Raw genomic sequence first — 23,630 nt, 5'->3', positions numbered from 1 at the left:
TGTCCAGCAGAAGTTCGGAGAGTACCTTGCAATCAATGTCGATGGTCAGTGCCTCCTGACCAAACTCGATACGGTGGACGAGCTTTTGCAGTAGCGATCGCTTAGCGTCAGCAGTCCCGGCGGTCCAGTTGGCCCGGACCTCCGCAGCGCGACGCACCGCGTATTGGATCTCGCCCGGCCCTCCCCATCGCTGAATCAAATCAGCGATTTGGCTGTGATCGCTGAGAATGCGATTCAGCTGATGCTCGACCGCTGATTCGACTGACACCCATTGGCCATCACAGCCTTAAGTAGTGTCTGGTGATGGCGTCAACAATGCATAACATATTGGAATCTCTCTACAATTTATAGTTCCATAAGATAGATTATGCAAATTTCGTAAGTAAAAGTAAGCATTAATTAAAAGTTGGTAGGTATGTCAGGCTTTAAGAAACAATTGATCTGTATTTCGACTTGGATTACTACTCCACATCTCGTTTCTATGATTCAGCGCCACCTAAGGACTATCTAGTCGCCAGATGAAACTTGACGGGATACCCTAACTTTATTTGAAACACCGCGGGTCATTCGGCATTACGTGGGAAAGTCGCTCGCGTGTTCGGCGCTTCTCGCCGGGGGTAGTCGGCCCCGCGTCCCGCCTTTGGCGGCGCTATATTGACGCTCCTTCGGCTACCCTCTTAACCGGTCTCGTCGCCGCAGTCGGTCCCGCGTCGCGCCTGCGGCGCCGCTATGCTGACGCTCCTGCGGCTGCTTCGTTCTTAGAGGGAGCCGGGCCAGGCCCTCTCTGCGCAAGAAACATCTCAGGGCTGGGGAACTAGGCGGCACTCGCACACGGGGAAGAGATGGTCTTAGCATCTCTCCCCCGCGAATGCCGTCTGCGCAGAGCGGCGCCGCCCGCTCGCAAGGCGGCGAATGATCCTCATCGCTTGAACTGATCCGATCCGCCCCGCTCGACGCGCAGCCCAGCTCCGCTCGCCGGCACTCGCCCCCCTCTCTGCCGCGCGCTCACGCGCCCCCCGGAAGGCATGCCGAGGGGCATGCCTTCCGCATGTAACGCGAAAGGACCAGAACCATGACCGTCCATGCAAAGAACGTTGAAACCGCAACCGTTAGCGAAAGCGGCACGGAGGTTTTCATTCCGCTGAACAAGCTGAAGAAGTCGCCGCGCAATGCGCGCAAGACGCCCCCGAGCTGGACACGACGACTGCGCTCGCCGACAGCAGCGCCCTGGCGAGGGGGGTCGAACCTTCAACATCGCCGCCGAATAAGCGCGACGACCGGAGCCGCCGCGCGGATTCCGGCCAGCTTTCTGTTGGAGAATTTTCCGGCCGCGCCATTGGCGCGGCCGAGGCACTCGACATAAGAACGGCAGCAATGAGAAGCTGATGATCTTGGGATGAGACACCATCGCCCGACAAGACAGCGTGTTACCATCAGACGAGATGCATCGTCATAGAATGGTCAGCCGTTCACCGAGTCCTTGAGAGCCTTTGCCGGCTGGAAGACGATCTTCTTAGATGCGGCGATCTTAATCGTGGCGCCAGTCGACGGATTGCGGCCATCACGTGCTGGTTTGTTCTGTACCTTGAACTTGCCGAAGCCGTTGAGGCTGATTTCCTCGCCCTTGGCGGCGGCTTCCGCAATGCCCTTCAAGACATCCTCGACCACGGATTTCGCTTGGGTTTTCGACAGGCCGTGCGCGTCTGCAAGGCGTTCGGCAATATCGATCGTGTTTACAGCCATCGTTTCCATCCCTTCGGAGTTGGTTCAACGATGGCCTTATGGCACACGCAATTCCACACTGTCATCGCGTCATGGACCGGAATCCGGTGCAAACCAACGCTCGAACCGGGAATTTCCACCACTCTTATCGCGAAAGTCACGTAGCGCGTCACCTCGGCATCAAGCGCCCGGCGAGCACGACCCTACCCAGCAATGCCTCACCGTGCCTGAGGCGTGACCGCAGTGGGATCATCGGCCATGCGGTGGAGGATCATGTGTGACGCGGCTATCCTCGCCTTCGATCTCAAATTAGACTTGCATCGAATCGACGTGAGACAGGAAATCGTCACGGCATTTGGCTGCTTGGAAGCCGCTGCCTCAGCAATCAATTGATCGCCTTCGGAGCTGCCCCGAACGCGATGGCGGTTCAGCCCAAAGATTAGGGAAATCGGACGTCCCTTCGTCACCGGTTGGAGTAGGACCAACACCGCCCCGGCGCGTGAGGAAGCGTCTTTGACCGAAATAGAGAAGCGCAGCGGAGCAAGCGACAATGGCAGTGACTGATCTTAGCCGCTGTGGCGTTCCTTCCGCGTATTCTTTCAAGCCACACCCACGGCGTCCTCGAATGGATTGGGACCGAAGACCGTCTTCGCTTCCCTTAGTCTCGATCGTCTTCCCGCAACACGTCGCTGCGTTTTCGTCCCCTGGTCGCTGCGCGTCCATTCCTCGCGGTCCAAGAAAGCCTCGCGCAGCCGTCTTTCACTTCGTTTCAGCCCCTTCGGGGTGCGGACCGATCGTCTTCGGGCCTCACGACCACCATCGAGGCCTCGATGGGCGCGGCCCGAGAAAACACAAAGGAACCACCACAATGGCTACGATCGGCACTTTCTCCCGCACCGCGAACGGCTTCTCCGGCTCGGTCAAGACTCTCAACCTCAACGTCAAGACGGCGACATTCGCCCCGGCCGATGGCGAGAATGAAAAGGGTCCCGACTTCCGCATCTTCGCCGGCGCCACCGAGTTCGGGGCAGCATGGAAGAAGACCTCGCGCGAGGGACGCGAGTACCACTCCGTCAAGCTCGACGATCCCAGCTTCCCCGCTCCGATCTATGCGAGCTTGGTCGAGACCGATACCGAGGGCGACTTCTCGCTCATCTGGTCCCGCCGCACCGCAGAGTGACCCGACAAAACACGAAGCCCCGCCGCAAGGCGGGGCTTCGCCATGTTCAGGTCAGGCGCAGCGTAGGCCTCTGTCAGATGCAGCAGGTTACGCTTTGGCCCGCGCCTTGCGCGCCCTCTTCACCGGCGACTTGATTGCAGCCGCAGTTGTTCTCGCTGCCGCCGCACGCACGCCCGGTTTCCGTTTTTCTGCCGCGGCAGATGTGGGCGCTGGCGCCTTGCGCCCGAGTCCAATTGATTTCGCCAGGGCCGACCGGGTCGCCGCATAGTTCGGCGCCACCATCGGATAGTCGGTCGGCAGGTTCCACTTCTGCCGGTATTGGTCGGGGGTCAGGTTGAAGTGCTGAAGGTGCCGCTTGAGCGATTTAAATTTCTTTCCGTCTTCCAGACAGATGATGAAGTCGGGCGTTACCGATTTCTTGATCGAAACTGCCGGCTCCTGTTTTACCACAGGTTCTACCGCCGGCGTGCCGATGCCATTCAGGGCAGCATGGATGTCGCTGATTAGTTTCGGCAACTCGCCAACCGGTATTGGATTGTTCGATACGTAGGCCGCGACAATGTCAGCCGTTATCGACACGGTATCCAGTTTGTTGTCTTGCTCGAGAGCAGTGGTCATATAAATTCCCTTTTTTGTATCGGATGAATTGAGCGACGTTTGATTTTTCTGCCCTGCCCACGACGCAAATAGTACGTTTCTTCGTAAAATCCCACCTCTCTTGCGCAATATCACAAGTGTAAGTTCCGCTTCTTTCGTCCATCGGCGGGATGCCCTTGCTGACCTCATCTAAAGCGAGGAGCTTTCCTCACTTTTCCGCCAGTTCCAGCTGTGCAGAGCAGTGCCGCTGGTCGCACCCTGGCTATAGAGTTTCTATCAACGCGCGGTGTGCATGATCGCATCTGTGGGGCGTGGGAGGTTTCGATGGGAACACGATCTGGCATTTGAAGTTTGCTCATAGGGCAGCACCTGCTTTGACGAGCTTCGCCAACTCACCTTGCGGCCTTCATCATCAGGATCAAGGCTCGCGAGAGAAGATTGTCGCCGGTAGCGAGGAAGATCGCGAAAGCTTGCTGCGCAAGCGCTTGACTGCGGCGCTGGCGCACCGGCGGAAGTCTGCTGTCCGGGCTTCGCGCCGGCCACTGCTCGCGCCAACTATGGCTAAGTTCGCCGTCCCATCCGCTCTTCACGCCGTTCAGCATCGAAAGCCTGTTTTCCCTTCGCGGCCCACAGGTCAAGCGCACGCTGGCCTTCATGGCTCTGCAGCTTGTCTGCGATCCACAATAGCGCGCCGTAAATGATGGCGCGGTCGTCGTTGGTCAGTTCAACGATGCCTGCCTTGACAACGAGACCGCCGAGTTCGATCAGATGTCGGGTGCGCTGGCGGCGCTCGACCTGCCACGTGCGCATGTCATTGCGAGCCCGTGCCGCTTGCCGGCGATTGCGGGCTGCCTGGTTGCGCTGGAGCGCCGCGCAGGTTGCGCTGAGATGGCGAAGCAGCTCGCCGGGACCGGCTCTCGAAAAACATCACTCCACGCTTGGCCCAAGCCTCACGCTTTGCGGTGTCGTTCGTCTCAGCGATTGCAACCAGCGCGCCGGCCAGTTCGTCGGTGCTGAGTTCATCGGCGCCGGTGGCGATAACTAGGTCGCCAAGCTGCTGCACCTTGCGTGTTTTGAGTTCTCGCGCTTTGTCTTCCAGTGCCTTCAGTTCCGCGTCGAAGTCGCGTGGTTTGCGCATGGCTATCTCCATTTATTGTCGATGCTGCGATAATATCGGGGCGTCTTCCCAAAGGCTTCAGGGCTGCCGAGACAGCCCGGGACGGGCTGGTCCATCCCGAGATTTTTTCGAGGGAGGGCGCGCTTATACGTCGTGCCGACGTGCGCTTTGCCGTGCAAATGATCCGGTCGCGATGGCGATCTATCATCTTCACGTCAAGGTCATTGGCCGCAAGGCAGGATCAAGTGCTGTGGCATCGGCTGCCTACCGCTCGGCCTCGCGGCTGCGCGACGAGCGGATTGAGAGGAGCCATGACTTCTCGGCCAAGCGCGGTGTCGTCCATTCCGAGGTCTTGCTGCCGGAGAATGCGCCGGAAGCCTGGAGGGACCGCGAACGGCTCTGGAACGACGTAGAGGCGTTCGAACTGCGCAAGGATGCGCAGCTTGCCCGCGAGATGGAGTTCGCCCTTCCGCGTGAACTCAGCCAGGCGCAAGGCATCGAATTGGCGCGCGACTTCGTGCAAGCGGAGTTTGTCAGCCAGGGCATGGTCGCGGACCTCAATGTGCATTGGGACAGGGCGGAGGATGGCAGTCCCAAGCCGCATGCCCATGTCATGCTCACCATGCGGTCCGTGGACGAGAACGGTTTCGGGGCGAAGGTTCGCGATTGGAACGCTACCCAGCTGGTCGAGCGCTGGCGCGAGCGATGGGCGGAACTTGCCAATGAGCGCCTGGCTGAACTCGACATCGACGCCCGCATCGATCATCGCAGTCTGGAGGCGCAGGGCATTGCCCTGGAGCCGCAAACCCAGATTGGTGCACCGGCGCAACGCATTGAGGGCGGCGGCCTCGACGCTGCCGGCATTGAAGCAGATCGCGCCGAACTGCATCGCGAGATCGCGCGCGACAATGGTGCGCGCATCATTGCCGATCCATCCGTAGCGCTGGACGCCATCACGCATCAGCAATCGACCTTCACCCGAAAGGACATTGCGAAGTTCTCGCATCGCCACAGCGACGGCATCGAGCAGTTCAACGAGGTTACGCGAGCCATCAGCAACGCGCCCGATCTGGTCGAACTTGGCAAGGACGGGCGCGGCGAAGACCGCTTCACCACTCGGCAGATGATCGAGACCGAACAGCGGCTGCATCGCGCGGCGGAACGCATGGCCGAAGAGGAGCGTCATGCGGTGAGTGATCGGGATCGTGTGACTGCTTTGGCGGATGCCAATCGTCATGGCCTTGTTCTGTCAGGTGAGCAGGCCGATGCACTGGATCATATCACTGATGGCCGCGGCCTTGGTGTCGTTGTCGGCTTCGCCGGCACCGGCAAGAGCGCGATGCTGGGCGTTGCGCGACAGGCTTGGGCGGCAGCGGGCTATGAGGTTAAAGGCGCCGCACTCTCCGGCATTGCGGCCGAGAATCTTGAAAGCGGTTCAGGCATTTCTTCGCGCACGATTGCCAGCATGGAACACGGCTGGGGACAGGGTCGCGATCTGCTCACCGCTCGTGATGTCCTGGTGATCGACGAGGCCGGCATGGTCGGCACCCGCCAGTTGGAGCGCGTGCTCTCCCATGCGGCGGACGTCGGCGCAAAAGTCGTGCTGGTCGGCGATCCGCAGCAGTTGCAGGCGATCGAAGCGGGTGCTGCATTCCGTTCGATCCAGGAACGTCACGGCGGCGTCGAGATTGGCCAGGTGCGCCGGCAGCGCGAGGATTGGCAGCGTGACGCAACGCGCGATCTGGCAACCGGCAGGGTCGGCGCTGCGATCGGCGCCTATGACAAGCAAGGCATGGTGCACCAGGCCGCCTCGCGCGACGAGGCGCGCGGCGATCTGGTCGAGCGCTGGGATCACGACAGGCAGGCAGAGCCTCAGGCAAGCCGGATCATTCTCACCCACACAAACGACGAAGTGCGCGCGCTCAACAAGGCAGCGCGCGAGCACATGCGCGCTGCCGGCGCTCTCGGCGACGAAGTTCAGGTGGATGTGGAACGCGGTGCAAGGAACTTCGCAAGCGGCGATCGGGTCATGTTTCTGCGCAACGAACGCGGGCTTGGCGTCAAGAACGGCACGCTCGGCGTGATCGAAGAGGTCGGCGCGCAAACTATGACAGTTCAAACCGACGACGGCAGGTCTGTGCGCTTTGACTTCAAGGACTATGCCCACATCGACCACGGCTATGCCGCGACCATTCACAAGGCCCAGGGCATGACCGTCGACTGCACGCATGTGCTGGCAACACCGGGCATGGATGCCCATGGCAGCTACGTTGCCCTGTCGCGGCATCGCGATGGCATGGACCTGCATTATGGCAGTGACGACTTCGCCACACGCGACCGGCTCGTCCGCACGCTGTCACGCGACCGCGCCAAGGACATGGCGTCCGACTATGAACGGGGCGACCCGGCGCAGGGTTATGCCGAGCGTCGTGGCATCACCTTCCGCGAGCGTGTGGTCGAGATCGTGCGCCGGGTTGTTCCGGAGAAGCTGCGCGACCGGATCGGCGGGCTGCTGGAGGGATTGCGCTCGCCCGCGGACGCCGAGCCCGGCCAGGAGCGTGGGCATCGGCCGGGAAGGGGAGACGGTGGAGCGCAAGATGGCGATGCCGGCGCCGCGCCCGGAAGAGAAGTTTCCGCGAGGGGAATGCCGCGCGGACCGGATTTGCCGGCGGACTCGGAGGCGGCGTTGCGCAGCGCGCGCACGAAGGCGCTTGTGCGTCACGCGCGAGCGCTCGACGCGATCCTCAGCACTGGAAACGCGGCCGGGCAGGGTAGTCCCCAGCAGATGCGCGAATTGAGGGATGCGCGCAACTCTTTCGAGAAGGTTCGGCCTCAGGGCTGGCGCGATGCCGAAGCGGCCTACGTCAAAAACCCCGAGCTGGTTCGTGAAGCGGCCGCCGGTCGCGTCAACCGCATCGTGCTCGCTCTGCAACTTGAAACCGAAATCCGCATCGGACTGGACAGCGATCCGACCCGCCGCGCCGACCGTTTTGTGGAACGCTGGCAAAAGCTCGACCGGACGAGCCAGGACCAATACCAGGCCGGAGACATGTCCGGCTACAAGTCAACGCGCTTGGCCATGTCCGAAATGGTCAAGAGCCTCGAACGCGATCCGCAACTTGAGTCCCTGCTTGCCCACCGCAAGCGTGATCTCGGTATTCACACGGCTTCTGGCCGCCGCCTTGGCGCGGAACTCGCCTTCAGCCATGGCATCGGTAAGGGGCGGGGCCTTGGGCTCTGACATCCTCCGATTTGCCGCCGGCTACACGCCATAGATAGATGCTTCGGGAACTTCGATTGCGTCGAGCATCGGTTCGCGCTGTCTGTCCCAGCACATACCAGCAACAACTCACTAAGAGGCAGCCAAGCTATGCCCGAGCAAGATCGTATCATACGCCTCAAAACCGTCCTTGCTCGGACCGGCCTGTCACGCTCGACAATCTATCGCAAGATCGCCGAAGGCACGTTCCCGGCTCAACTGAGGATCAGTACCAATGGCGCCGGGTGGCATGAATCCGAGATCAACCGCTGGGTTGACGATCCCATTCGATGGGGGCCGGAGGCTGAGGTGAAGAGGTCCGATTGAACGGATGGGTGCAACAACCTGGGGCTTCCTTTGCCGATTCTGCAAATTGTCAATTTGCACTAAGTGCGGTCATGCGCTCCCATCGCTCAACCTGTTACTTCCGATAGCTTCTTGATGGCAGACGGAGCGTTAAAACCGAGAATCTCGGCGAGGTTTATAAACTCCACGACATCAACACGTCTCTGTCCGCTTTCTAGGCGAGCTACGAACGATTGGTATTGGCCGAGCCTGGTTGCCAACTCAACTTGAGTAAGGCCTGCCGCTTCACGTTTTTTGATCAGCAGCGCGATCAAAGCTTTGTGCCGATTCGTACCGAGTGTATCGACCACTTATCACCTCATCTGAGCTCAGATGGGGGCTTCCTTTATATCTGATTTTCAGTTATCTTAAATTCAGATATTTGGCTGAGGCCGCCAAAGCGTTTGGCTGTATCACCAACCAAGCAAAGCTGTTTGGAGCTCGGATCATGGATGATTCCGACAATAGCATAAATTTGTTTTTCATCACCCGGCGGCACTTGCTGACGGGGACGGCCACCGGCGCGGCGGCATGGCCCTTCCAGGCAAAATCGCTGGCTGCCGAACTGACGGACGGCAGCGCGGCCGATCCTGCTCTTTGTCTGTGCAGGAGCTGGCATAGAATCCACGATGAGACACTGGCGCTGTGCCGCGAACAGCAGCGGTTGGAGACACACCTCGCCAGGACGGTTGGCTTTCCCTGCGCCAAGGTGCGGCTTGCCGATGGTACGGACGTGACGCTCCATTCCATCGAGAGCCTGAACGATGCCTACTCCCCTGAAAATGAAGTCGAATGGGGCAGGGCGCTTGCGGATTATGCGGCACACCAGGCGCGCTGGGACGCTGTTGATGCTGAGATCGGCTATTCGAGAACAGACGAACTGATCCGACAATCGGAAACAGCCGAAAGTGCACTTCTGGATGATCTACCGCAGACAGCAGCCACGTCCATCGAAGGCATTTTGGCAAAGCTCAAGGTCATCCTGCGTGACGGTGAGCACTGGGAACATCCAGACGATTTCCCCTGGCCGCATATCCGCTCGGTACTGAATGACCTCATCCGCCTTCATGGCTTAGACGCTGCAACGAACCCAAGCTCAGAAAATCGGCAAGACTCACAGAGCAGGTGAAGCCTGTTGAAAATCTTGGATCGTTTTCAAAGCGGTGTGGCACCTAATGGTGAGGTCGGTCCCCATCCGGCCGACCGTCAGGTCGGCAGGCAGATCGCGACTCTGGGAGTCCAGTCGGACGTCTCGCAGGGCGCAACTGGCCTGTGCGATCCGCATCGGCTTTCAACAGCTCCAGAAATGCGAAAGCGCGCGCAACCGCGTCAGCGCTGTCAGCCGCTTCGATGGTCTGCCGGGCAATGGCAACCGCTCCGCTCCTGCCCGTCGACGAAAGCCCGGAATTCATCGCCAGCGCGGAAGGCAGACGCTTGATCAAGAGGCTGATGCGACTTGCCCAGCGTGTGCGCAACCGCGTGTCGTCCCTGCTCTTTGAATTGGGAGAGGAAATCGATCCTGTGCAATGCCAAGACGAGGATTAGAACGAGGTTGAGCAGGCCGTGAGGACCCGCGCCTTTTGCTGCCTACAACCTGGGAAAGGCGGCGGGGGGTGTAGTCAGGCGATCCCGCCCGAATGCTTAAGAGCTTCTCCAGAGCCGCCCGGAATAGCTTGCGGCTTGAGGGTGGACTTGCGGATTTCCGAAAAGCACCCCTTGCTATCCAATTCTGCGACCGACCAATTTGATGGCTTTTCTCATCTCATGCATGTGCACATCTGGGAGACATGGACCAAGATCATGATCTCAGGATTGAACCGAGCCTCGCATTCTGCGGACTGCTATTTTCGGCAGAAGCCCAGCCGATCCGTAGCGAGCGCTACTCGCAATGGTTGTGAGATCTCAAAAAAGGGCCTTGTTCCGAGCGCCTGATAGAGCGATTCTGCGCCTTGCAAAAGCACTTGCGCGCCAAGCGGCTCGCGAAGATCACGAGCGTGAACAGGCCGAGAAAACTCATCATGAATCGAACCGCGATCTATGCACGCTTCTCAACCGACCTCCAAAATGAGCGATCAATCGACGATCAGCTCGCTTTGTGCCGAGCATATGCAGATCGTGCGGGATTGAATGTTGTAGCGACGTTCGATGACAGAGCCCGCTCCGGCGGCTCCGTCCTGGGCCGTGACGGTTTGCTTCAGCTCATGGATAAAGCGCGTGAGCACGAATTCGACGTGCTCGTGGTGGAGGCACTGGATCGGCTCTCGCGCGACATGGAAGACCTTGCCGGCATTCACAAGCGCCTATCATTTCTCGGCATCGAAATTCGTGCGGTTCACGAAGGCGTGGTGAACACGGTATTGGTCGGCCTACGCGGTCTTGTCGGCCAACTCTATCGAGAGGACATCGCTCACAAAGTCCGCAGGGGTCAAGCTGGCCGAGTGAACAAGGGGCTTCATGCCGGGGGATTGACCTATGGATATTCGTACGTGCTGGGAGACCCCGGGAAGCGGATGATCGCAGAGGACCAAGCGGACATCGTGCGTCGTGTCTTTCGAGAGTATGTCGAAGGGCAGACGCCGCGTGATATCGCTCACAATCTAAACAGAGACCGCATACCGCCGCCCCGTGGGCGAGCCTGGAATGCCTCTACTATCAATGGAAATGTGCAGAGAGGGACGGGGCTGCTTCACAATGAGCTTTATGCTGGCCGTCTGATCTGGAACAGGGTCAGAATGATCAAGGACCCTGATACGGGGAAACGTGTATCGCGTCCAAATCCCAAGGGTGAATGGCGAGTAGTCGCAGTACCGGACCTCGCCATTGTTTCATCCGACCTGTTCGACGCAGCACAAGCACGCAAGAGGGCGCGTGCAACGACCCATCCAAGCCATCAACGCCGACCACGGCATATGCTGACTGGGCTGCTGAGGTGCGGTGCCTGTGGCGCGGGGATGTCGTCAAAAGGCATCGACAAGTCCAGGCGCATTCGCATCCGCTGTTCGGCCGCGACAGAAAGCGGAATTTGCGCTGATCCGAAGACCTTCTATTTGGACACGGTCGAAACAGCAGTTTTGAATGGCCTTACCGCCGAGTTGCGCCATCCCGAAGTGATTGCCCAGTACGTCCAGACCTACCACGAAGAACGGAAGCGCTTGGCAGCGGATACCGATGCTAGGCGCACCCGTTTGGAGCGACGGCTTGAAGAGCTAACTCGGGAGATCGAGCGGCTGGTCAACGCCATTGCCAAAGGCCATGGCGACCCAGCCGTACTGGGACCGCAATCAACAACGCTGAACGCAGAGCGCAAGTGCATTCTGGCTGAGTTGGATCAGGTGCCGGCCGCGACAGGAGTGATCGCGCTGCACCCTGCGGTGCTGGCCCGCTACGAGGATCAACTGAATCAACTTCAGACTGGGCTCGCCAACGGGATTGCTTCCGGCGATCCCGAATGTGCAGAGGCAATGCGCGACTTGGTCGAAACCGTCACGGTGTTTCGAGATCCGTCGAGAACCGGCGGGGTTGAAGTCGAAATCGCTGGTCGGTTGACGGCACTCTTGGGCGAGCGTGCTTTCCCCCATCGCGTCAAAGGAGTGGGGGGAATGGTGGTAGCGGGAGAGGGACTTGAACCCCCGACCCCAGGATTATGATTCCCGTGCTCTAACCAACTGAGCTACCCCGCCAGGGTGGCAAATGGCCTGGAAAACCGTCCTGATGGACGGGCGTCTCGAGGCGTTTCGCCGAGGTCGCGCGGATATAAGGTTGCGAGGGTGAGCCTGTCAAGCTTGGATAAGCCGACATGCGGGCATAATCCGGCCGGCATAATCTCATCCCGGAAAAGCTTTGCCGGGCAGGCACTCAGCTTATGTCGCGGGGTTGAGTTCGGCGGGGCACGTCGCTATGTCTCGGCCAAGAAATCTAGAGTTTGAACGAATGAAGCCGCGCATCGCCGTCCTCGGTTGCGGATACTGGGGCAGCAACCATATCCGCACGCTCAAGGCGCTTGGCGCGCTCTATGCCGTTTCCGACGCCAACCGCGCCCGCGCCGAAGGTTTCGCCAGCGAGCAGGACTGCCTGGCGATCGAGCCGGACCGACTGTTCGAGCGGACCGACATCGACGCCATCGTCATGGCGCTGCCGCCGCAATTCCATGCCGACACTGCGGTGCGCGCCGTCGAAAGCGGCAAGGACGTGCTGGTGGAAAAGCCGATCGCGCTGACAGTCGACGACGCCGAGCGGGCCGTGAAGGCGGCAACGGAGAATGGCAGGATCTTCATGGTCGGCCATGTGCTGCGCTTCCATCCCGCTTTCGAGACGCTGAAGGCGCTGATCGAAAATGGCGAGCTCGGCGAGGTGCGCTACATCCATTCGCACCGGCTCGGCCTCGGCAAGTTCCATACCGAAAATGACGCGCTTTGGGACCTTGCGCCGCACGATCTGTCGATGATCCTCGCCATCACCGGCACCGAGCCGATCGAGGTCAGGGGCGAGGGCGCAGCACTCCTCGACAATCTCAGCGACTTCGCGCATCTGCATATGCGCTTCCCGAACGGCCTGCGCAGCCATCTCTTCGCCTCGCGCCTCAATCCCTATCGCGAGCGGCGGCTGACGGTGGTCGGCACCAAGGCGATGGCGGTGTTCGACGACGTCGAGCCCTGGGAGCGCAAGCTTGCCGTCTACCGCCACGCGGTCTGGCAGGACAGCGGCCAGTGGGCCTTCACCGCCAACGAGCCTGCCTATGTGGCCGTCGGCGAGGGGATGCCGCTGACGCGCGAGCTTGCCCATTTCATGCAATGCATCGAGACACGCGCCGAGCCGCGCACCGATGGCGAGGAAGCGATCCGGGTGCTGCGCATCCTGACTGCCGGCACGGTGATCCACACCGGGTCGTCTGCATAAAGCAATCAGATCGAGAATTTACTCAGCGGGAATCTGCGCCGGCCTGGCCGCCAGCCTGGACAGCATCGCCTCGGCTTCCGCGCCGCGCTCGGAGCGCTCGATGAAGCCGCCGCCGAAGACACGCGCCTCGTTGCCGTCGTCGGAATAGAGCACACAGGCCTGCCCCGGCGCGATGCCCGATTCGCCGTCGGCCAGCTCGACAGAGGTCACGCCGTTGCGATGATGCAGCACGGCCGGACGCGGCGGCCTGGTCGAGCGGACTTTCGCGAAGAGCTCGATACCGCCGGCCGGAACATCCGACAGAGGCCCGTCGCCCAGCCAGTTCATGTTGCGCAGATAGATCTTGTGCGTCTCCAGCGCCTCGCGCGGGCCGACGATGACGCGCGCGCGGTCGGCGTCGAGGTGGACGACGTAGAGCGGCTCGCCCGAGGCGATGCCGATGCCGCGGCGCTGGCCGATCGTGTAGCGCAGGATGCCTTCATGGCGGCCGAGCACGCGGCCGTCGATATGGACAATGTCGCCGGGATTGGCCGCGGCCGGCTTCAGCTTGGCGATGATGTCGGAATATTTGCCCTGCGGCACGAAGCAGATGTCCTGGCTGTCCTGCTTGGCGGCGACGGTGAGCCCCATTTCCTCGGCGATGGCGCGGACCTGCGGCTTCGACAGGCCGCCGAGCGGGAAGCGCAGATAGTCGATCTGCGCCTGCGTGGTGGCGAACAGGAAATAGCTCTGGTCGCGGTCAGCGTCGACCGGCCGGTAGAGCGCGCGATGCGCGCCATTGGCGCGCGAACGGATATAGTGCCCGGTGGCCAAAGCGTCGGCGCCGAGATCCTGGGCGGTCGCCAGAAGATCGGCGAACTTCACCGTCTGGTTGCAGGACACGCACGGGATCGGCGTCTCGCCAGCGACATAGCTCTCGGCAAAAGGATCGATGACCGCCTTGCGGAAGCGCTCCTCATAGTCGAGCACGTAATGCGGGATGCCGAGCGTCTCGGAAACGCGGCGGGCATCGTCAATGTCCTGCCCGGCGCAGCATGAACCGGCGCGATGAGTGGCTGCGCCGTGATCGTAAAGCTGCAGCGTCACGCCCACGACGTCATAGCCTTCGCGCTTCAGGATGCCTGCGACCACAGACGAATCGACACCGCCCGACATCGCGACGACGACGCGGGTTTCTTCTGGGCGACGAGGGAGATCGAGGCTGTTCATGATGCTTTCACTGTTCGGCGCTCAATGCCAATGGCCGGAATATAGGTCAAGCGCCACGTCTGCGCCAGCTTGCGGCCCAGGACGAGATTACCGGGAATTTCAGGGCCTGGAGGCCGGTGTTTCAAATTCTAAACGATATCCTAACCGGGCGTTCACGATCCTTACCTAGTGATTAGGGTTCGCTTAGGCAATTTTTAAAGCTGTGGCGGTACTGTGGCGGGGATTGGGTCTTTGAGTTTTTAGTAGAGAGTACGATGACCGATCTGGTTAGACCTAGAGTCAAGTATGTTATTGGGCCCGACGGCAGCCCTCTTACGATCGCCGATCTGCCGCCGACGAACACGCGACGCTGGGTTATCCGGCGCAAGGCAGAAGTGGTCGCCGCGGTGCGCGGCGGCCTGCTCAGCCTTGAAGAAGCCTGCCAGCGCTACAAGCTCACCACCGAAGAATTCCTCTCCTGGCAGGCATCGATCGACGAATACGGCCTTGCCGGGCTCCGCACCACGCGGATCCAGCAATACCGGCATTAAGCTGCCGGCCGAAAACGAGCGAAGGGCGCGGGACTCCGCGCCCTTCGCTTTTGAAGCGGCCTTCCATTCAAACAGTCAGCACGACCTTGCCGATGGGTCGGGTCGCAAGGAAGGCATGGGCGGCGGCCGCCTGGTCGAGCGGGAAAGCTTTGGCCACATGCGGCATCAGCTTTCTGACATCGACCAACCTGGCGAGTTCGACAAGGCCCTCGCGATCAGGCACTACAGACATGCGCTCGACGCGAACACCGCGCGCGCTGGCCTTCGCCCTCGTAGCGTCGTGAACGTCGAGAAGCGACACCAGAACGCCGCCATCACGCAGTACTTCCAGCGACTTATCGGCGTGGTCGCCGCCTATCGGATCCAGCACCAGATCGATATTGCCCGCCTTCCCGGTGAAATCGTCGCTGGTGTAGTCGATCACCTCGTCCGCGCCAATCGAGCGGACATAGTCGGTTTTGTCCGGACTGGCGGTCGATGCCACCCAGGCACCGCGCGCCTTGGCGATCTGCACCGCCAGATGGCCGACGCCGCCGGCGCCGGCATGAACCAGCACGCGTTGCCCCGCTTGCAGGCCGCCATGGCGGACGAGGCCTTGCCAGGCCGTCAGACCGGCCAGCGGCAAGGCCGCGGCATGCGTATGGTCGATGGCGGCTGGTTTCGCGGCGATCTCGTCCACCGGCGCCGCGGCAAGCTCGGCATAGGCGCCCGCCTGTTTGGGGAAGCGCGGCATGCCGAACACCTCGTCGCCGAGCTTGAAGGCGGTCACGCCGGAACCGAGCGCCGCGACGGTGCCTGAGATATCCCAGCCAAGGATGAAAGGCGGTTCGCCGAGCAGCGGAAAGTAACCGCCGCGCACGGCGCCATCGACCGGGTTGAGGCCCGCCGCCTTGGCGCGGACGAGCACTTCACCGGGCTTTGGCGCGGGGTCGGGCTGCTCGGCGGCGAAAAGGACCTCGGGTCCGCCCACGGAAGTCTGGATAACGGCACGCATGAACGTCTCCTGTTGGAGTGGATGTGTCGCTATCATTTGGACAGTAATATTTGATTGTCGAGTATGCACCTTTTCTATATAAAGGTACCTCATGGATAGTGAAGACAGATCCCCCTTCGGTTACGATGCGTTCCGGCGCTCCTGCCCCTCGCATACCGTGCTCGAGATGCTTGCGAGCAAATGGGTTTATCTCACCGTCTGCGCGCTGCGGCGCGGTCGGCTGCGCAATGGCGAACTGGCGCGCAAGCTGGAGGGCATCACGCCCAAAATGCTGACGCAGACGCTGCGCGTGCTGGAGCGTGACGGCCTTGTGCGGCGCGAGGTGTTTGCGGTCATTCCGCCGCGCGTCGAGTATGAGCTGACGGAGCTTGGCCAGAACCTTGCGGGCCTGCTCAGCCAGATCCGCTCCTGGGCGGAAGAGCATGCATCTGAAATTAAGGATGCCCGAACCCGGTCATCGGCCGATCACGGCGAGAAGGCCGCTATGCCGTGAAGACGGCGAGGCCGGTTTCTGCCGATTGCCGGTTCGAAAGTGCCGGGAGGTCGCCGGCAGGACTGCGAATTCCCAGCGATCAGCCGATCATGGCGCTGCGGCCGCCTGTTTCGGCGTCGCGGATCTTGGTGTCCCTCGATTCCAGCATCTCTGCTTTGGACAGCTCCGCTTCAGCTTCGCCGAGTAATGATTCGGCGGTGCTTCGCTGCTGGGCGAGGTCACTTTGTGAGTTCCTGAGGTTGTCGCGGCGCAGGCGAGCCGCCTTGGCGAAGGTCGGATAGGCGAAATGGTTGATGTCGGTGATGCCGGCTTTTTTCTCTTCGGCGATGATCTGCGCTTCCAGCTCGACGGCCATGCGCTCGAACTCGGCGATCATCATGTCCAGCTGCAAGAGCTGCCGCCGCTTCTCATTCACCTGAAACTGCTTCAGTCGAACGAGGTTTTCACGTGACTTCATGACTCGATACTCCGCAAACGCACACCTGCATACCGCCCAGTCCGCCCGGAACGATCCAAGCGCCGCCCGTTTCCCCCGGCTTTCCCTGGGCTATGGGAAACAAAGCCCTAAAGATTTTTGCCGGCGGTAACCATTCGTTTACGGGCATTGTTAATCATACGGGCGAGGACTTAAGGCCGGGTAAAAATTCCGGCTGCGGCGGGAAGCCCGGGCCAGCGAGTCTCTGGAGTCACTTAGGCTGACTTATTAATGTGGTGCATTAGCGGTTTTGGTCTGTGATTCGTTATTAGATTCAAGTCGGTGTAGAAAGGGGTTAAAAAATCTGATATCGTGGACGACACGAAATTAGGATTTGTTAACCACTCGGTGTCACCTTCTGTTCAGGCAATCACTGCTCCGGGTCCCGGACGGGTCGTGAAACGGTCCGGCAGCAGAAAAGGGGAATGAAATGCGTGTTCTGCTGATTGAAGATGACAGTGCAACCGCACAGAGCATCGAATTGATGCTGAAATCGGAGAGCTTCAACGTCTATACGACCGATCTCGGCGAAGAGGGTGTCGATCTCGGCAAGCTCTACGATTACGACATCATCCTTCTGGACCTCAATCTCCCCGACATGTCGGGCTATGAAGTCCTGCGCACCCTGCGCCTCTCCAAGGTCAAGACGCCGATCCTGATCCTTTCCGGCATGGCCGGCATCGAGGACAAGGTGCGCGGCCTCGGATTCGGCGCCGACGATTATATGACCAAGCCCTTCCACAAGGACGAACTGGTGGCGCGCATCCATGCGATCGTGCGCCGTTCCAAGGGCCATGCCCAGTCGGTCATCACCACCGGCGACCTGGTGGTCAATCTCGACGCCAAGACGGTCGAGGTCGGCGGCCAGCGCGTGCACCTGACCGGCAAGGAATATCAGATGCTGGAGCTGCTCTCGCTGCGCAAGGGCACCACGCTCACCAAGGAAATGTTCCTCAACCATCTCTACGGCGGAATGGACGAGCCGGAGCTGAAGATCATCGACGTCTTCATCTGCAAGCTGCGCAAGAAGCTCGACGCGGCGTCGGGCGGCCAGAACTACATTGAGACGGTCTGGGGCCGCGGTTATGTGCTGCGCGAGCCGGAAGATATCCGCGTCAGCGCGTAGGCGATCCAAGTGATTCGAACGAAAAACCCGGCTCCGGCCGGGTTTTTCGTTTGAATCGGTTGCCGCGAATCAGGCGGCGATTTTGAGGAAACGGAAGCTTTCGAGCAGTTGCGCGCGGTTGAAGGGCTTCAGCAGATAGCCTTGAGCGCCGGCGCGCTTGGCGCGCATGATCGCCGCGACGTCGACCTCGACCAGCGAGACCAGGATCTGCGGCTTGACGGGAGCTTCGATGGCGCGGATGCGGCGAATGAGATCGACCGCCTGGATGTCGGCAAGACCACCGTCGATGACAATCACGTCCGGCATGTCGCCGGCGCAGATTTCGGCAGCCTCGACACCGCTCGAGGCCTCGACGACAATCAGATCCGAACCGCCAAGAATGCGTTTTGCGACCTTCCTGATGACGCTCGAATCATCGACGAACAGGCAGCGCTTCATGTCCGGGTCCTCTTCGCCATCTGCAGAACCGGCAACCTCCGGGTAGCCGGAAAGCACCATAGCCCAATCCGGTAAAGAAGCCGAAAAGCCGTTAGGTAAAGTTTTTGCAAACAGGCATGTCGCGCGGGTTTTGGCTCGCGGCGCCGTTACATTGGACTGCGGCCGACGTTGCTCGACCTGCACTGCAAGCACAAATATCAGCGGTAAAGGATATTTCGGCTTTTCTTATGCAGCCGTCAGGACGATCTCGTCGGCTGTCGCGTGGATCGAGATCGTCATATTGGCCTCACGCGCCAGAAGCAGCGTGTAGTAAGGCTGGACCGAATGGGCGTCGATCGGCTCCTCCGGCTTGTGGCCGGAATGCAGTTCGAGGAATTTCGGCGGCACGCGCAGCATCGGGCCGCGGGCCGACAGCGAAAAACGCGGCTCGGTTTCGAGACTCTCCAGCGTGATCACCAGCTTGCCGCCGCGCGGTATGGCCGCGTTGGCGACGAGGATGAGGTTGAGCAGCAGCTTGACCTTGTTCTTGGGCAGGAGCGCCCGGGGGCCGTTCCAAACCAGTTCCGGCTTTTCGTTCTTCAAGAAGGCGATGGCCACGGCCTCGGCATCGCCGGTGTCAATCATCATGCCGGCGGAGCCCGCGGCGCCGAAGGCAATGCGGGCAAACTGCAGCCGCGCTGAGGCGTTTTTGGCGCTCTGGCGAATAAGCTTCATGGCGTCTTCGTCGGCGCCGCCCTCGTCGAGCAGTTCGAGGCCGTTGTTGATTGCGCCCACCGGCGAAATGATGTCGTGGCAGACGCGGCTGCAAAGCAGCGCCGCGAGATCAGGCGCGGAAAGGGTGAAAAGCTCGGCCATCGGCGAAATCCCTGCTTAAGTCACTTGTTCATGGCCGAGCGACAGTTTCGCGCCTGCCCACACGAATCACGCTCTTTTCCAAGGCTTTCTGAATACACAGGGCCCGAGCGCGCATCAACAAATCCAAAATTGTCGACGGCGAAAATGGCGTATTCGCGGGGGAAACCCGCCGCCGAGGCGCAAGCGCAGCCTTTGAACCGCCATCTTCGTGTGGGAGCTTAATGGTTGAAAAAGGATTACGGCATAATTTGCTCGTGATAGCCACCCTGAACGGCCGGTAAGAGCCGCAGGGGTGCGAGGCGTCGGCGAAAGTGCTCCCTGACGGAGATTGGAAGCATGTTTTCCCGATACTACGACCGGACGTTTGTTCGCGTCCTCACCATGACCATCACACTCCTGGCGGCGTTGGTCCTTTCGATCTCAGCGTCGCGGGCTCAGCAGTACACCGCGCAGGAAATCGTCGATTCCGGTCATAAATTCTTCGGCGAGACGTCCGGTGGCCTGGCCACCGTCGTCGAGAAGATCTTTGCCTCCTACGGCCTGCCCAATGGCTACCTGCTCGGCGAGGAAGGATCCGGCGCCCTGATCGGCGGCCTCACCTATGGCGAGGGGACGCTCTACACCAAGAACGCCGGCGACCATAAGGTGTTCTGGCAAGGCCCTTCGCTCGGCTGGGATTTCGGCGGCGAGGGGTCCCGGGTGATGATGCTGGTCTACAACCTCGACGACATCAGCAGCCTCTATAACCGCTTCGGCGGCGTTGCCGGCTCCGCCTATGTCATCGCCGGCGTCGGCTTCAACGTGCTGCAGAGCAACCGGGTGCTGCTCGTGCCGATCCGCACCGGCGTCGGTGCCCGTCTCGGGGTCAATCTCGGCTATCTGAAGCTCACCGAAAGGCCGACCTGGAACCCGTTCTGATCGGATTGCGCTCGCGACAACCGTTCGGACTGTGCTGATCGCGCCGCGGCAAGCTCTTGCGGCGGCGTTGAATTTCCGCCATGCCAACGTGGCACAATCCTGCGATTGCCGCTCCGTAAAGTGGATAGCACGCCTTGGTCCAGTCGGTCCTGTTCTTCGTACTCGGTTTCCTTTGCGCCGTTTTTCTCGTGTCGCTGGTCGCGCCGGCGGTCTGGCGGCGGGCCGTTGTCCTGACGCGCAGGCGCATCGAGGCTTCGTTGCCGCTGACCCAAGCCGAGATCCAGGCGGACAAGGACCGGGTCCGTGCGGAATATGCCATGACGACGCGCCGGCTGGAGATAACCGTCAAGAATCTGCAGGAGAAGGTGGCTGAGCAACTGGTCGAGATCGGGCACGCGAAAGAGGCCTTGAAGGCGCTCGAGATCGAGAGGAAGGACAAGAACCAGGCGCTCTCCGATCTGCAGGCCAAAAATGCGGAGCTCAGGCAGCGCGAGGAGGATCTGCACCGCCTGTCGGAAAAGCTCGCACAGACGGAGCGGGCTTTGGAGAAGCGAGCGCTGGACCTGCAAAAGCTCGAGCAGATGTATGACGACGCCAGCTTCTCGTCCTCCAACCGCCAGATCGAGCTGGTCGCGCGCGAATCCGAGCTGGAAAAGCTCGCCAGCGACATCGCGTTGCTCAAAGGCCAGCGTAGGGAGGCGGACCGGCGCAACCAGGAAATCGCGTCGGAAAGCAAGGCCGCGCGCGAAGCGTTGAAGGTCGAGAAGAAGAAAACGGCCGAGCTCGAGAAGAAGGTGGACCGGCTGCTCGCCACGCTTGCCGACCGCGAGGAAAAGCTCGACCGGCGCGAGAAGGACCTCGCTCGAATGCGCGAACGTTCGAAGGAGACGGCTGCGGCAAACGGCGTCGCGCGGCTGGCTGCCGGCTCGGATGCGAAAAGTGACGATGTCGACAAGGCAATCGCCAAGCTCGAGGGCGACCGGGAACGGTTGGAAGCAAGACTGACGGCGCTGGCGCGTGAGAACAAGCGGCTGAAACTCGATCTTGCCGCCTCGGGGACGGCAATGCCGGAATCGGCGGGCGACGCACGCTCCGGCGCCGGCCTTCGCGAACAGATGAACGAGCTGGCGGCCGAGGTCGTCAATCTGACGATGAAGCTCGATGGGCCGGACTCGCCTATCGCCAAGGCACTGGCGGGTGAGGAGCAGCAAACTGGGCGCGGCGTCAGCCTTGCCGACCGCGTGAGGGCTTTGCAGAAGGCCGGCTCGTCCAACTGAGGAAGAGAATGCAGCGCCCAGGTCGTTTTTGCGGACTGCTACCGGTCGGAAAAATGATGCAGGGCGATCGCCGAGGCTGCCGCGACGTTCAGGCTGTCGAAGCCTTCCGCCATGCCGATCCGCACCGTGCGCAACCGGGCAAGCAGGTCTTGCGGCAGGCCTTCGCCTTCGGTGCCGAGATAGAGCGCCAGCCGGGCCGAACGTTGCGTGGCCCGGATGTCGGTGGTGCCGCTCGGGGATAGCGCGAACTGGCTGAAGCCAAGCCGATCGAGCGTCGCGGTGAGGGCTGCGGTATCGCCGAAGGCGAAGGGAACCTTCAGCGCCGCGCCGACCGAAACGCGGATTGCCTTGCGGTAGAGCGGATCGCAACAGGTCCGGTCGAGCAGCACCGCGTCCGCGCCGAAGGCTGCGGCATTGCGGAAGATCGCCCCCATATTGTCGTGATTGGATATGCCGACCAGGACGACGGCCAACGCCCGCCGAGGCAAGGTTTCCACCAGAATTTCGACGGGCGCCGGCGCGCCACGTATGCCGATCGCCAGGATGCCGCGGTGCATGTGGAAGCCGGCGATCCGGTCCATGACCTCGCCGGCGGCGACATAGACCGGAAAGTCCGGCGGCGCCTGGCGCAGGGTCCCCTGCACGCCAGCCAGTCTGTTTTCGAGGATGAGGGCAGACTCGGCGGCGAAGCGCCCCGTCGACAACAGGAGGTCGAGCACCACCTTGCCTTCGGCGACGAAACGGCCCTGCCGGCCAACGAGGTCGCGCTCGCGGATGTCGAGATAAGCGGCGACGCGCGGGTCCTGGGGATCGTCGATAGGGATGAGGTTCATGCATGCCTCGCCGAAGAGTGGTCGGCGAGGTATGGGCGACTGGAACCGCGGGTCAAGCCCCGGCGCGGCGCAACCGGTAGGCCATCTGGGAAAGATCGCCTTCGCCGAAAATGCCTTCCAGCATGCGCAGCAATTCGCGTACCGCTTCGGATTTGCAGGAATAGTAGATCATCTGGCGGTCGCGCCGGGTCTCGACGAGATCGAGTCCCCTCAGCTTGGCGAGATGCTGCGACAGAGCGGACTGGCTGAGCTGCACCTTCTCGGCGATGGCGCCGACCGACATTTCGCCATCCATCAGATAGGCCACGATCAGGAGGCGCTTTTCGTTGCCCATGAGAGTGAGAAACGCGGCTGCCGATTCCGCATTGGCGATAAGCTTATTTGAGATCATAGATCCCCCAAGGGTCCTGGCTCATCCTGGCGCCAGGGGGCAATGGCGCCTGATTCCACAATGTTCAGATGTCGACGGGCGCTTCTGAATCAGCGCCATAACAAAGGTAGATCATTTCGTTTAAATCTCAAGCGTTGCTTTCGCTGGCGCGCGATCAACTATCGCTCTTGCTCTGCCGCGCGTCCCGCCTTGGCCATCTCGACCAGCACGGAACGCAATTCGCGCGCGGTTTGCAAAGACTGGGGAAAGAAAATCCGGCAGGTCGCATCCGGAGCGGCGAGGTCCATGCCGTCGGGGTCGAAGCCGGTGGCGATCCAGCCATCACCTTCGGCACGACCGAAATGGCGGGCATAAAGGGCAAGCGCGTCGCGATGGTCGGCATTCATGTGATCGAGCGCCGCCTGCTCGCTGCCGGCGAACTCCTCGACAAGTGCGGCGCCGGTGATGAAATCATCGCGGTCGAGAAGAAAGGCCTTGCCGAAGCCGCCGTTCAGGCTGGCGCGCTCGGGCTCGAGTCGGAAGAACGAGAAGTCGCCGAGCCCGGCATAGAGCTTCGCTTTCGGATTGCGGTTGAGGTAGCGTCGTTCGGCTCGGATCTGATCAGCCGACCCCCGTTCCAGCCGCAGGGCGCGGCACGCCAGGCTGATGCGCGGATGCGCCAGCGGATCGCCCTTGCCGGGCTCGCCGAGCAGCAGCGAACAGCGCGGATCGGCGAGCAACGCCCCGGTGTGCGCGGATAGCATCGAGATCAGGATCAGCGGCGCGCCGTCGATGTCGGTGGCGACGCCAACCCTGCTCGCCAGCGGCGCGCCGGTGTCAGGCTCGATCGCCGCGAGCGCGCCGAAACGCGCCGAGCGGATCAGGGCTTTCGCCAGCCTGACCGCTTCGGCGTCGGTCTCGCGGATGACATCCTTCTTCGGTTCGGTCACAAGCTCACCCGAGATAAGTTGATTTCCGTTCTCCGGTTATCGGCCG

The 23,630-nt window shown here is 61.2% G+C and carries 25 protein-coding genes and 1 tRNA gene; 12 read left to right on the top strand and 14 right to left on the bottom strand.

The features are described 5' to 3' along the window. Window positions 1-1,072 precede the first annotated feature (1,072 nt). The gene (locus O7A05_RS02865) at window positions 1,073-1,363 is read left to right on the top strand and encodes a hypothetical protein (RefSeq protein WP_337091402.1); all 291 of its coding nucleotides are present in this window, start codon (window positions 1,073-1,075) and stop codon (window positions 1,361-1,363) included. Between the two features lie 98 nt (window positions 1,364-1,461). Here O7A05_RS02865 and O7A05_RS02860 read toward each other — a convergent pair whose 3' ends face one another. Then, window positions 1,462-1,743, bottom strand: a complete 282-nt coding sequence (locus tag O7A05_RS02860) for an HU family DNA-binding protein (protein WP_095089546.1) — start codon at window positions 1,741-1,743, stop codon at window positions 1,462-1,464. An 847-nt stretch (window positions 1,744-2,590) separates the two neighbouring features. Here O7A05_RS02860 and O7A05_RS02855 point away from each other — a divergent pair. Next, on the top strand, window positions 2,591-2,902 hold the full coding sequence (locus O7A05_RS02855) for a DUF736 domain-containing protein (RefSeq protein ID WP_337091400.1): 312 nt from the start codon (window positions 2,591-2,593) through the stop codon (window positions 2,900-2,902). Between the two features lie 87 nt (window positions 2,903-2,989). Here O7A05_RS02855 and O7A05_RS02850 read toward each other — a convergent pair whose 3' ends face one another. The 3 genes from O7A05_RS02850 to O7A05_RS02840 all read right to left on the bottom strand — a co-directional run bounded on the left by O7A05_RS02850 (window position 2,990) and on the right by O7A05_RS02840 (window position 4,637). Then, window positions 2,990-3,520: a Ros/MucR family transcriptional regulator gene (locus O7A05_RS02850; protein ID WP_337091399.1), complete on the bottom strand. Its 531-nt coding sequence runs from the start codon at window positions 3,518-3,520 to the stop codon at window positions 2,990-2,992. Window positions 3,521-4,060: 540 nt separating this feature from the next. Further along, complete coding sequence (locus O7A05_RS02845; RefSeq protein WP_337091398.1) at window positions 4,061-4,309, bottom strand: conjugal transfer protein TraD; 249 nt, start codon at window positions 4,307-4,309, stop codon at window positions 4,061-4,063. Window position 4,310: 1 nt separating this feature from the next. Continuing rightward, window positions 4,311-4,637, bottom strand: coding sequence for a conjugal transfer protein TraD (locus tag O7A05_RS02840; RefSeq protein WP_337091397.1), 327 nt, complete (start codon window positions 4,635-4,637; stop codon window positions 4,311-4,313). Between the two features lie 172 nt (window positions 4,638-4,809). Between O7A05_RS02840 and traA the strand changes: the two genes are divergently transcribed. Next, window positions 4,810-7,857 carry a Ti-type conjugative transfer relaxase TraA gene (gene traA / locus O7A05_RS02835; protein WP_337091448.1) on the top strand — a complete coding sequence of 1,016 codons (3,048 nt, stop codon included), beginning with the start codon at window positions 4,810-4,812 and terminating at the stop codon, window positions 7,855-7,857. A 129-nt stretch (window positions 7,858-7,986) separates the two neighbouring features. Then, complete coding sequence (locus tag O7A05_RS02830) at window positions 7,987-8,202, top strand: helix-turn-helix transcriptional regulator (RefSeq protein WP_337091396.1); 216 nt, start codon at window positions 7,987-7,989, stop codon at window positions 8,200-8,202. Between the two features lie 86 nt (window positions 8,203-8,288). On the opposite strand, the gene O7A05_RS02825 is transcribed toward O7A05_RS02830, so the two are convergent. Further along, window positions 8,289-8,531, bottom strand: a complete 243-nt coding sequence (locus tag O7A05_RS02825) for a helix-turn-helix domain-containing protein (protein WP_337091395.1) — start codon at window positions 8,529-8,531, stop codon at window positions 8,289-8,291. Between the two features lie 137 nt (window positions 8,532-8,668). Here O7A05_RS02825 and O7A05_RS02820 point away from each other — a divergent pair, with 137 nt between their 5' ends. Further along, window positions 8,669-9,349 (top strand): hypothetical protein, encoded by a 681-nt coding sequence (locus O7A05_RS02820; protein WP_337091394.1) that lies wholly within the window; start codon window positions 8,669-8,671, stop codon window positions 9,347-9,349. Between the two features lie 889 nt (window positions 9,350-10,238). Then, window positions 10,239-11,867: a recombinase family protein gene (locus tag O7A05_RS02815; protein ID WP_337091447.1), complete on the top strand. Its 1,629-nt coding sequence runs from the start codon at window positions 10,239-10,241 to the stop codon at window positions 11,865-11,867. Here the strand turns inward: O7A05_RS02815 and O7A05_RS02810 are convergent. After that, window positions 11,824-11,900 (bottom strand) — tRNA-Met (locus O7A05_RS02810). The two genes, O7A05_RS02815 and O7A05_RS02810, sit on opposite strands and share 44 nt — an antisense overlap. A 250-nt stretch (window positions 11,901-12,150) precedes the next feature. Between O7A05_RS02810 and O7A05_RS02805 the strand changes: the two genes are divergently transcribed. After that, the gene (locus tag O7A05_RS02805) at window positions 12,151-13,116 is read left to right on the top strand and encodes a Gfo/Idh/MocA family protein (protein ID WP_337091393.1); all 966 of its coding nucleotides are present in this window, start codon (window positions 12,151-12,153) and stop codon (window positions 13,114-13,116) included. Between the two features lie 18 nt (window positions 13,117-13,134). Here O7A05_RS02805 and mnmA read toward each other — a convergent pair whose 3' ends face one another. Next, window positions 13,135-14,325 (bottom strand): tRNA 2-thiouridine(34) synthase MnmA, encoded by a 1,191-nt coding sequence (gene mnmA / locus O7A05_RS02800; RefSeq protein WP_337091392.1) that lies wholly within the window; start codon window positions 14,323-14,325, stop codon window positions 13,135-13,137. 254 nt (window positions 14,326-14,579) lie between these two features. Between mnmA and sciP the strand changes: the two genes are divergently transcribed. Beyond that, window positions 14,580-14,855, top strand: a complete 276-nt coding sequence (gene sciP, locus O7A05_RS02795; RefSeq protein ID WP_006203587.1) for a CtrA inhibitor SciP — start codon at window positions 14,580-14,582, stop codon at window positions 14,853-14,855. 67 nt (window positions 14,856-14,922) lie between these two features. Here sciP and O7A05_RS02790 read toward each other — a convergent pair whose 3' ends face one another. After that, window positions 14,923-15,849: an NADP-dependent oxidoreductase gene (locus O7A05_RS02790; RefSeq protein ID WP_337091390.1), complete on the bottom strand. Its 927-nt coding sequence runs from the start codon at window positions 15,847-15,849 to the stop codon at window positions 14,923-14,925. Between the two features lie 91 nt (window positions 15,850-15,940). Between O7A05_RS02790 and O7A05_RS02785 the strand changes: the two genes are divergently transcribed. Further along, window positions 15,941-16,342: a winged helix-turn-helix transcriptional regulator gene (locus O7A05_RS02785; RefSeq protein ID WP_337091389.1), complete on the top strand. Its 402-nt coding sequence runs from the start codon at window positions 15,941-15,943 to the stop codon at window positions 16,340-16,342. Between the two features lie 79 nt (window positions 16,343-16,421). Here the strand turns inward: O7A05_RS02785 and O7A05_RS02780 are convergent, their stop codons facing one another. Continuing rightward, window positions 16,422-16,799 carry a flagellar export protein FliJ gene (locus O7A05_RS02780; protein WP_149791168.1) on the bottom strand — a complete coding sequence of 126 codons (378 nt, stop codon included), beginning with the start codon at window positions 16,797-16,799 and terminating at the stop codon, window positions 16,422-16,424. Between the two features lie 448 nt (window positions 16,800-17,247). On the opposite strand from O7A05_RS02780, the gene ctrA reads away from it, so the two are divergent. Further along, entirely contained in the window at window positions 17,248-17,943 is a 696-nt protein-coding gene (gene ctrA / locus O7A05_RS02775; protein WP_006203583.1) for a response regulator transcription factor CtrA, read from the top strand. 69 nt (window positions 17,944-18,012) lie between these two features. On the opposite strand, the gene O7A05_RS02770 is transcribed toward ctrA, so the two are convergent. Further along, on the bottom strand, window positions 18,013-18,381 hold the full coding sequence (locus O7A05_RS02770) for a response regulator (RefSeq protein ID WP_337091386.1): 369 nt from the start codon (window positions 18,379-18,381) through the stop codon (window positions 18,013-18,015). 225 nt (window positions 18,382-18,606) lie between these two features. Beyond that, on the bottom strand, window positions 18,607-19,236 hold the full coding sequence (gene chpT / locus O7A05_RS02765) for a histidine phosphotransferase ChpT (protein WP_224514361.1): 630 nt from the start codon (window positions 19,234-19,236) through the stop codon (window positions 18,607-18,609). A 336-nt stretch (window positions 19,237-19,572) separates the two neighbouring features. Here chpT and O7A05_RS02760 point away from each other — a divergent pair, with 336 nt between their 5' ends. Together O7A05_RS02760 and O7A05_RS02755 are read left to right on the top strand one after the other, a co-directional pair. After that, a complete protein-coding gene (locus O7A05_RS02760; protein ID WP_415926943.1) occupies window positions 19,573-20,154 on the top strand; it encodes a DUF1134 domain-containing protein in 582 nt (193 codons plus the stop codon). Window positions 20,155-20,288: 134 nt separating this feature from the next. Further along, window positions 20,289-21,431 (top strand): coiled-coil domain-containing protein, encoded by a 1,143-nt coding sequence (locus O7A05_RS02755; RefSeq protein WP_337091384.1) that lies wholly within the window; start codon window positions 20,289-20,291, stop codon window positions 21,429-21,431. 38 nt (window positions 21,432-21,469) lie between these two features. Here O7A05_RS02755 and O7A05_RS02750 read toward each other — a convergent pair whose 3' ends face one another. From O7A05_RS02750 to O7A05_RS02740, 3 genes are all read right to left on the bottom strand, one after another. Next, a complete protein-coding gene (locus O7A05_RS02750) occupies window positions 21,470-22,264 on the bottom strand; it encodes a TrmH family RNA methyltransferase (RefSeq protein WP_337091383.1) in 795 nt (264 codons plus the stop codon). 52 nt (window positions 22,265-22,316) lie between these two features. Continuing rightward, window positions 22,317-22,655: an ArsR/SmtB family transcription factor gene (locus tag O7A05_RS02745; RefSeq protein WP_224514355.1), complete on the bottom strand. Its 339-nt coding sequence runs from the start codon at window positions 22,653-22,655 to the stop codon at window positions 22,317-22,319. 158 nt (window positions 22,656-22,813) lie between these two features. Continuing rightward, window positions 22,814-23,584 carry a HugZ family pyridoxamine 5'-phosphate oxidase gene (locus O7A05_RS02740; RefSeq protein ID WP_337091379.1) on the bottom strand — a complete coding sequence of 257 codons (771 nt, stop codon included), beginning with the start codon at window positions 23,582-23,584 and terminating at the stop codon, window positions 22,814-22,816. Between the last annotated feature and the right edge of the window lie 46 nt (window positions 23,585-23,630).

Source organism: Mesorhizobium argentiipisi (SeqCode) (genome assembly GCF_037179585.1).
GTDB lineage: Bacteria > Pseudomonadota > Alphaproteobacteria > Rhizobiales > Rhizobiaceae > Mesorhizobium > Mesorhizobium argentiipisi.
Note: the sequence above shows the minus strand (reverse complement) of the source record. Positions and strands in the feature narration are given on the sequence as shown.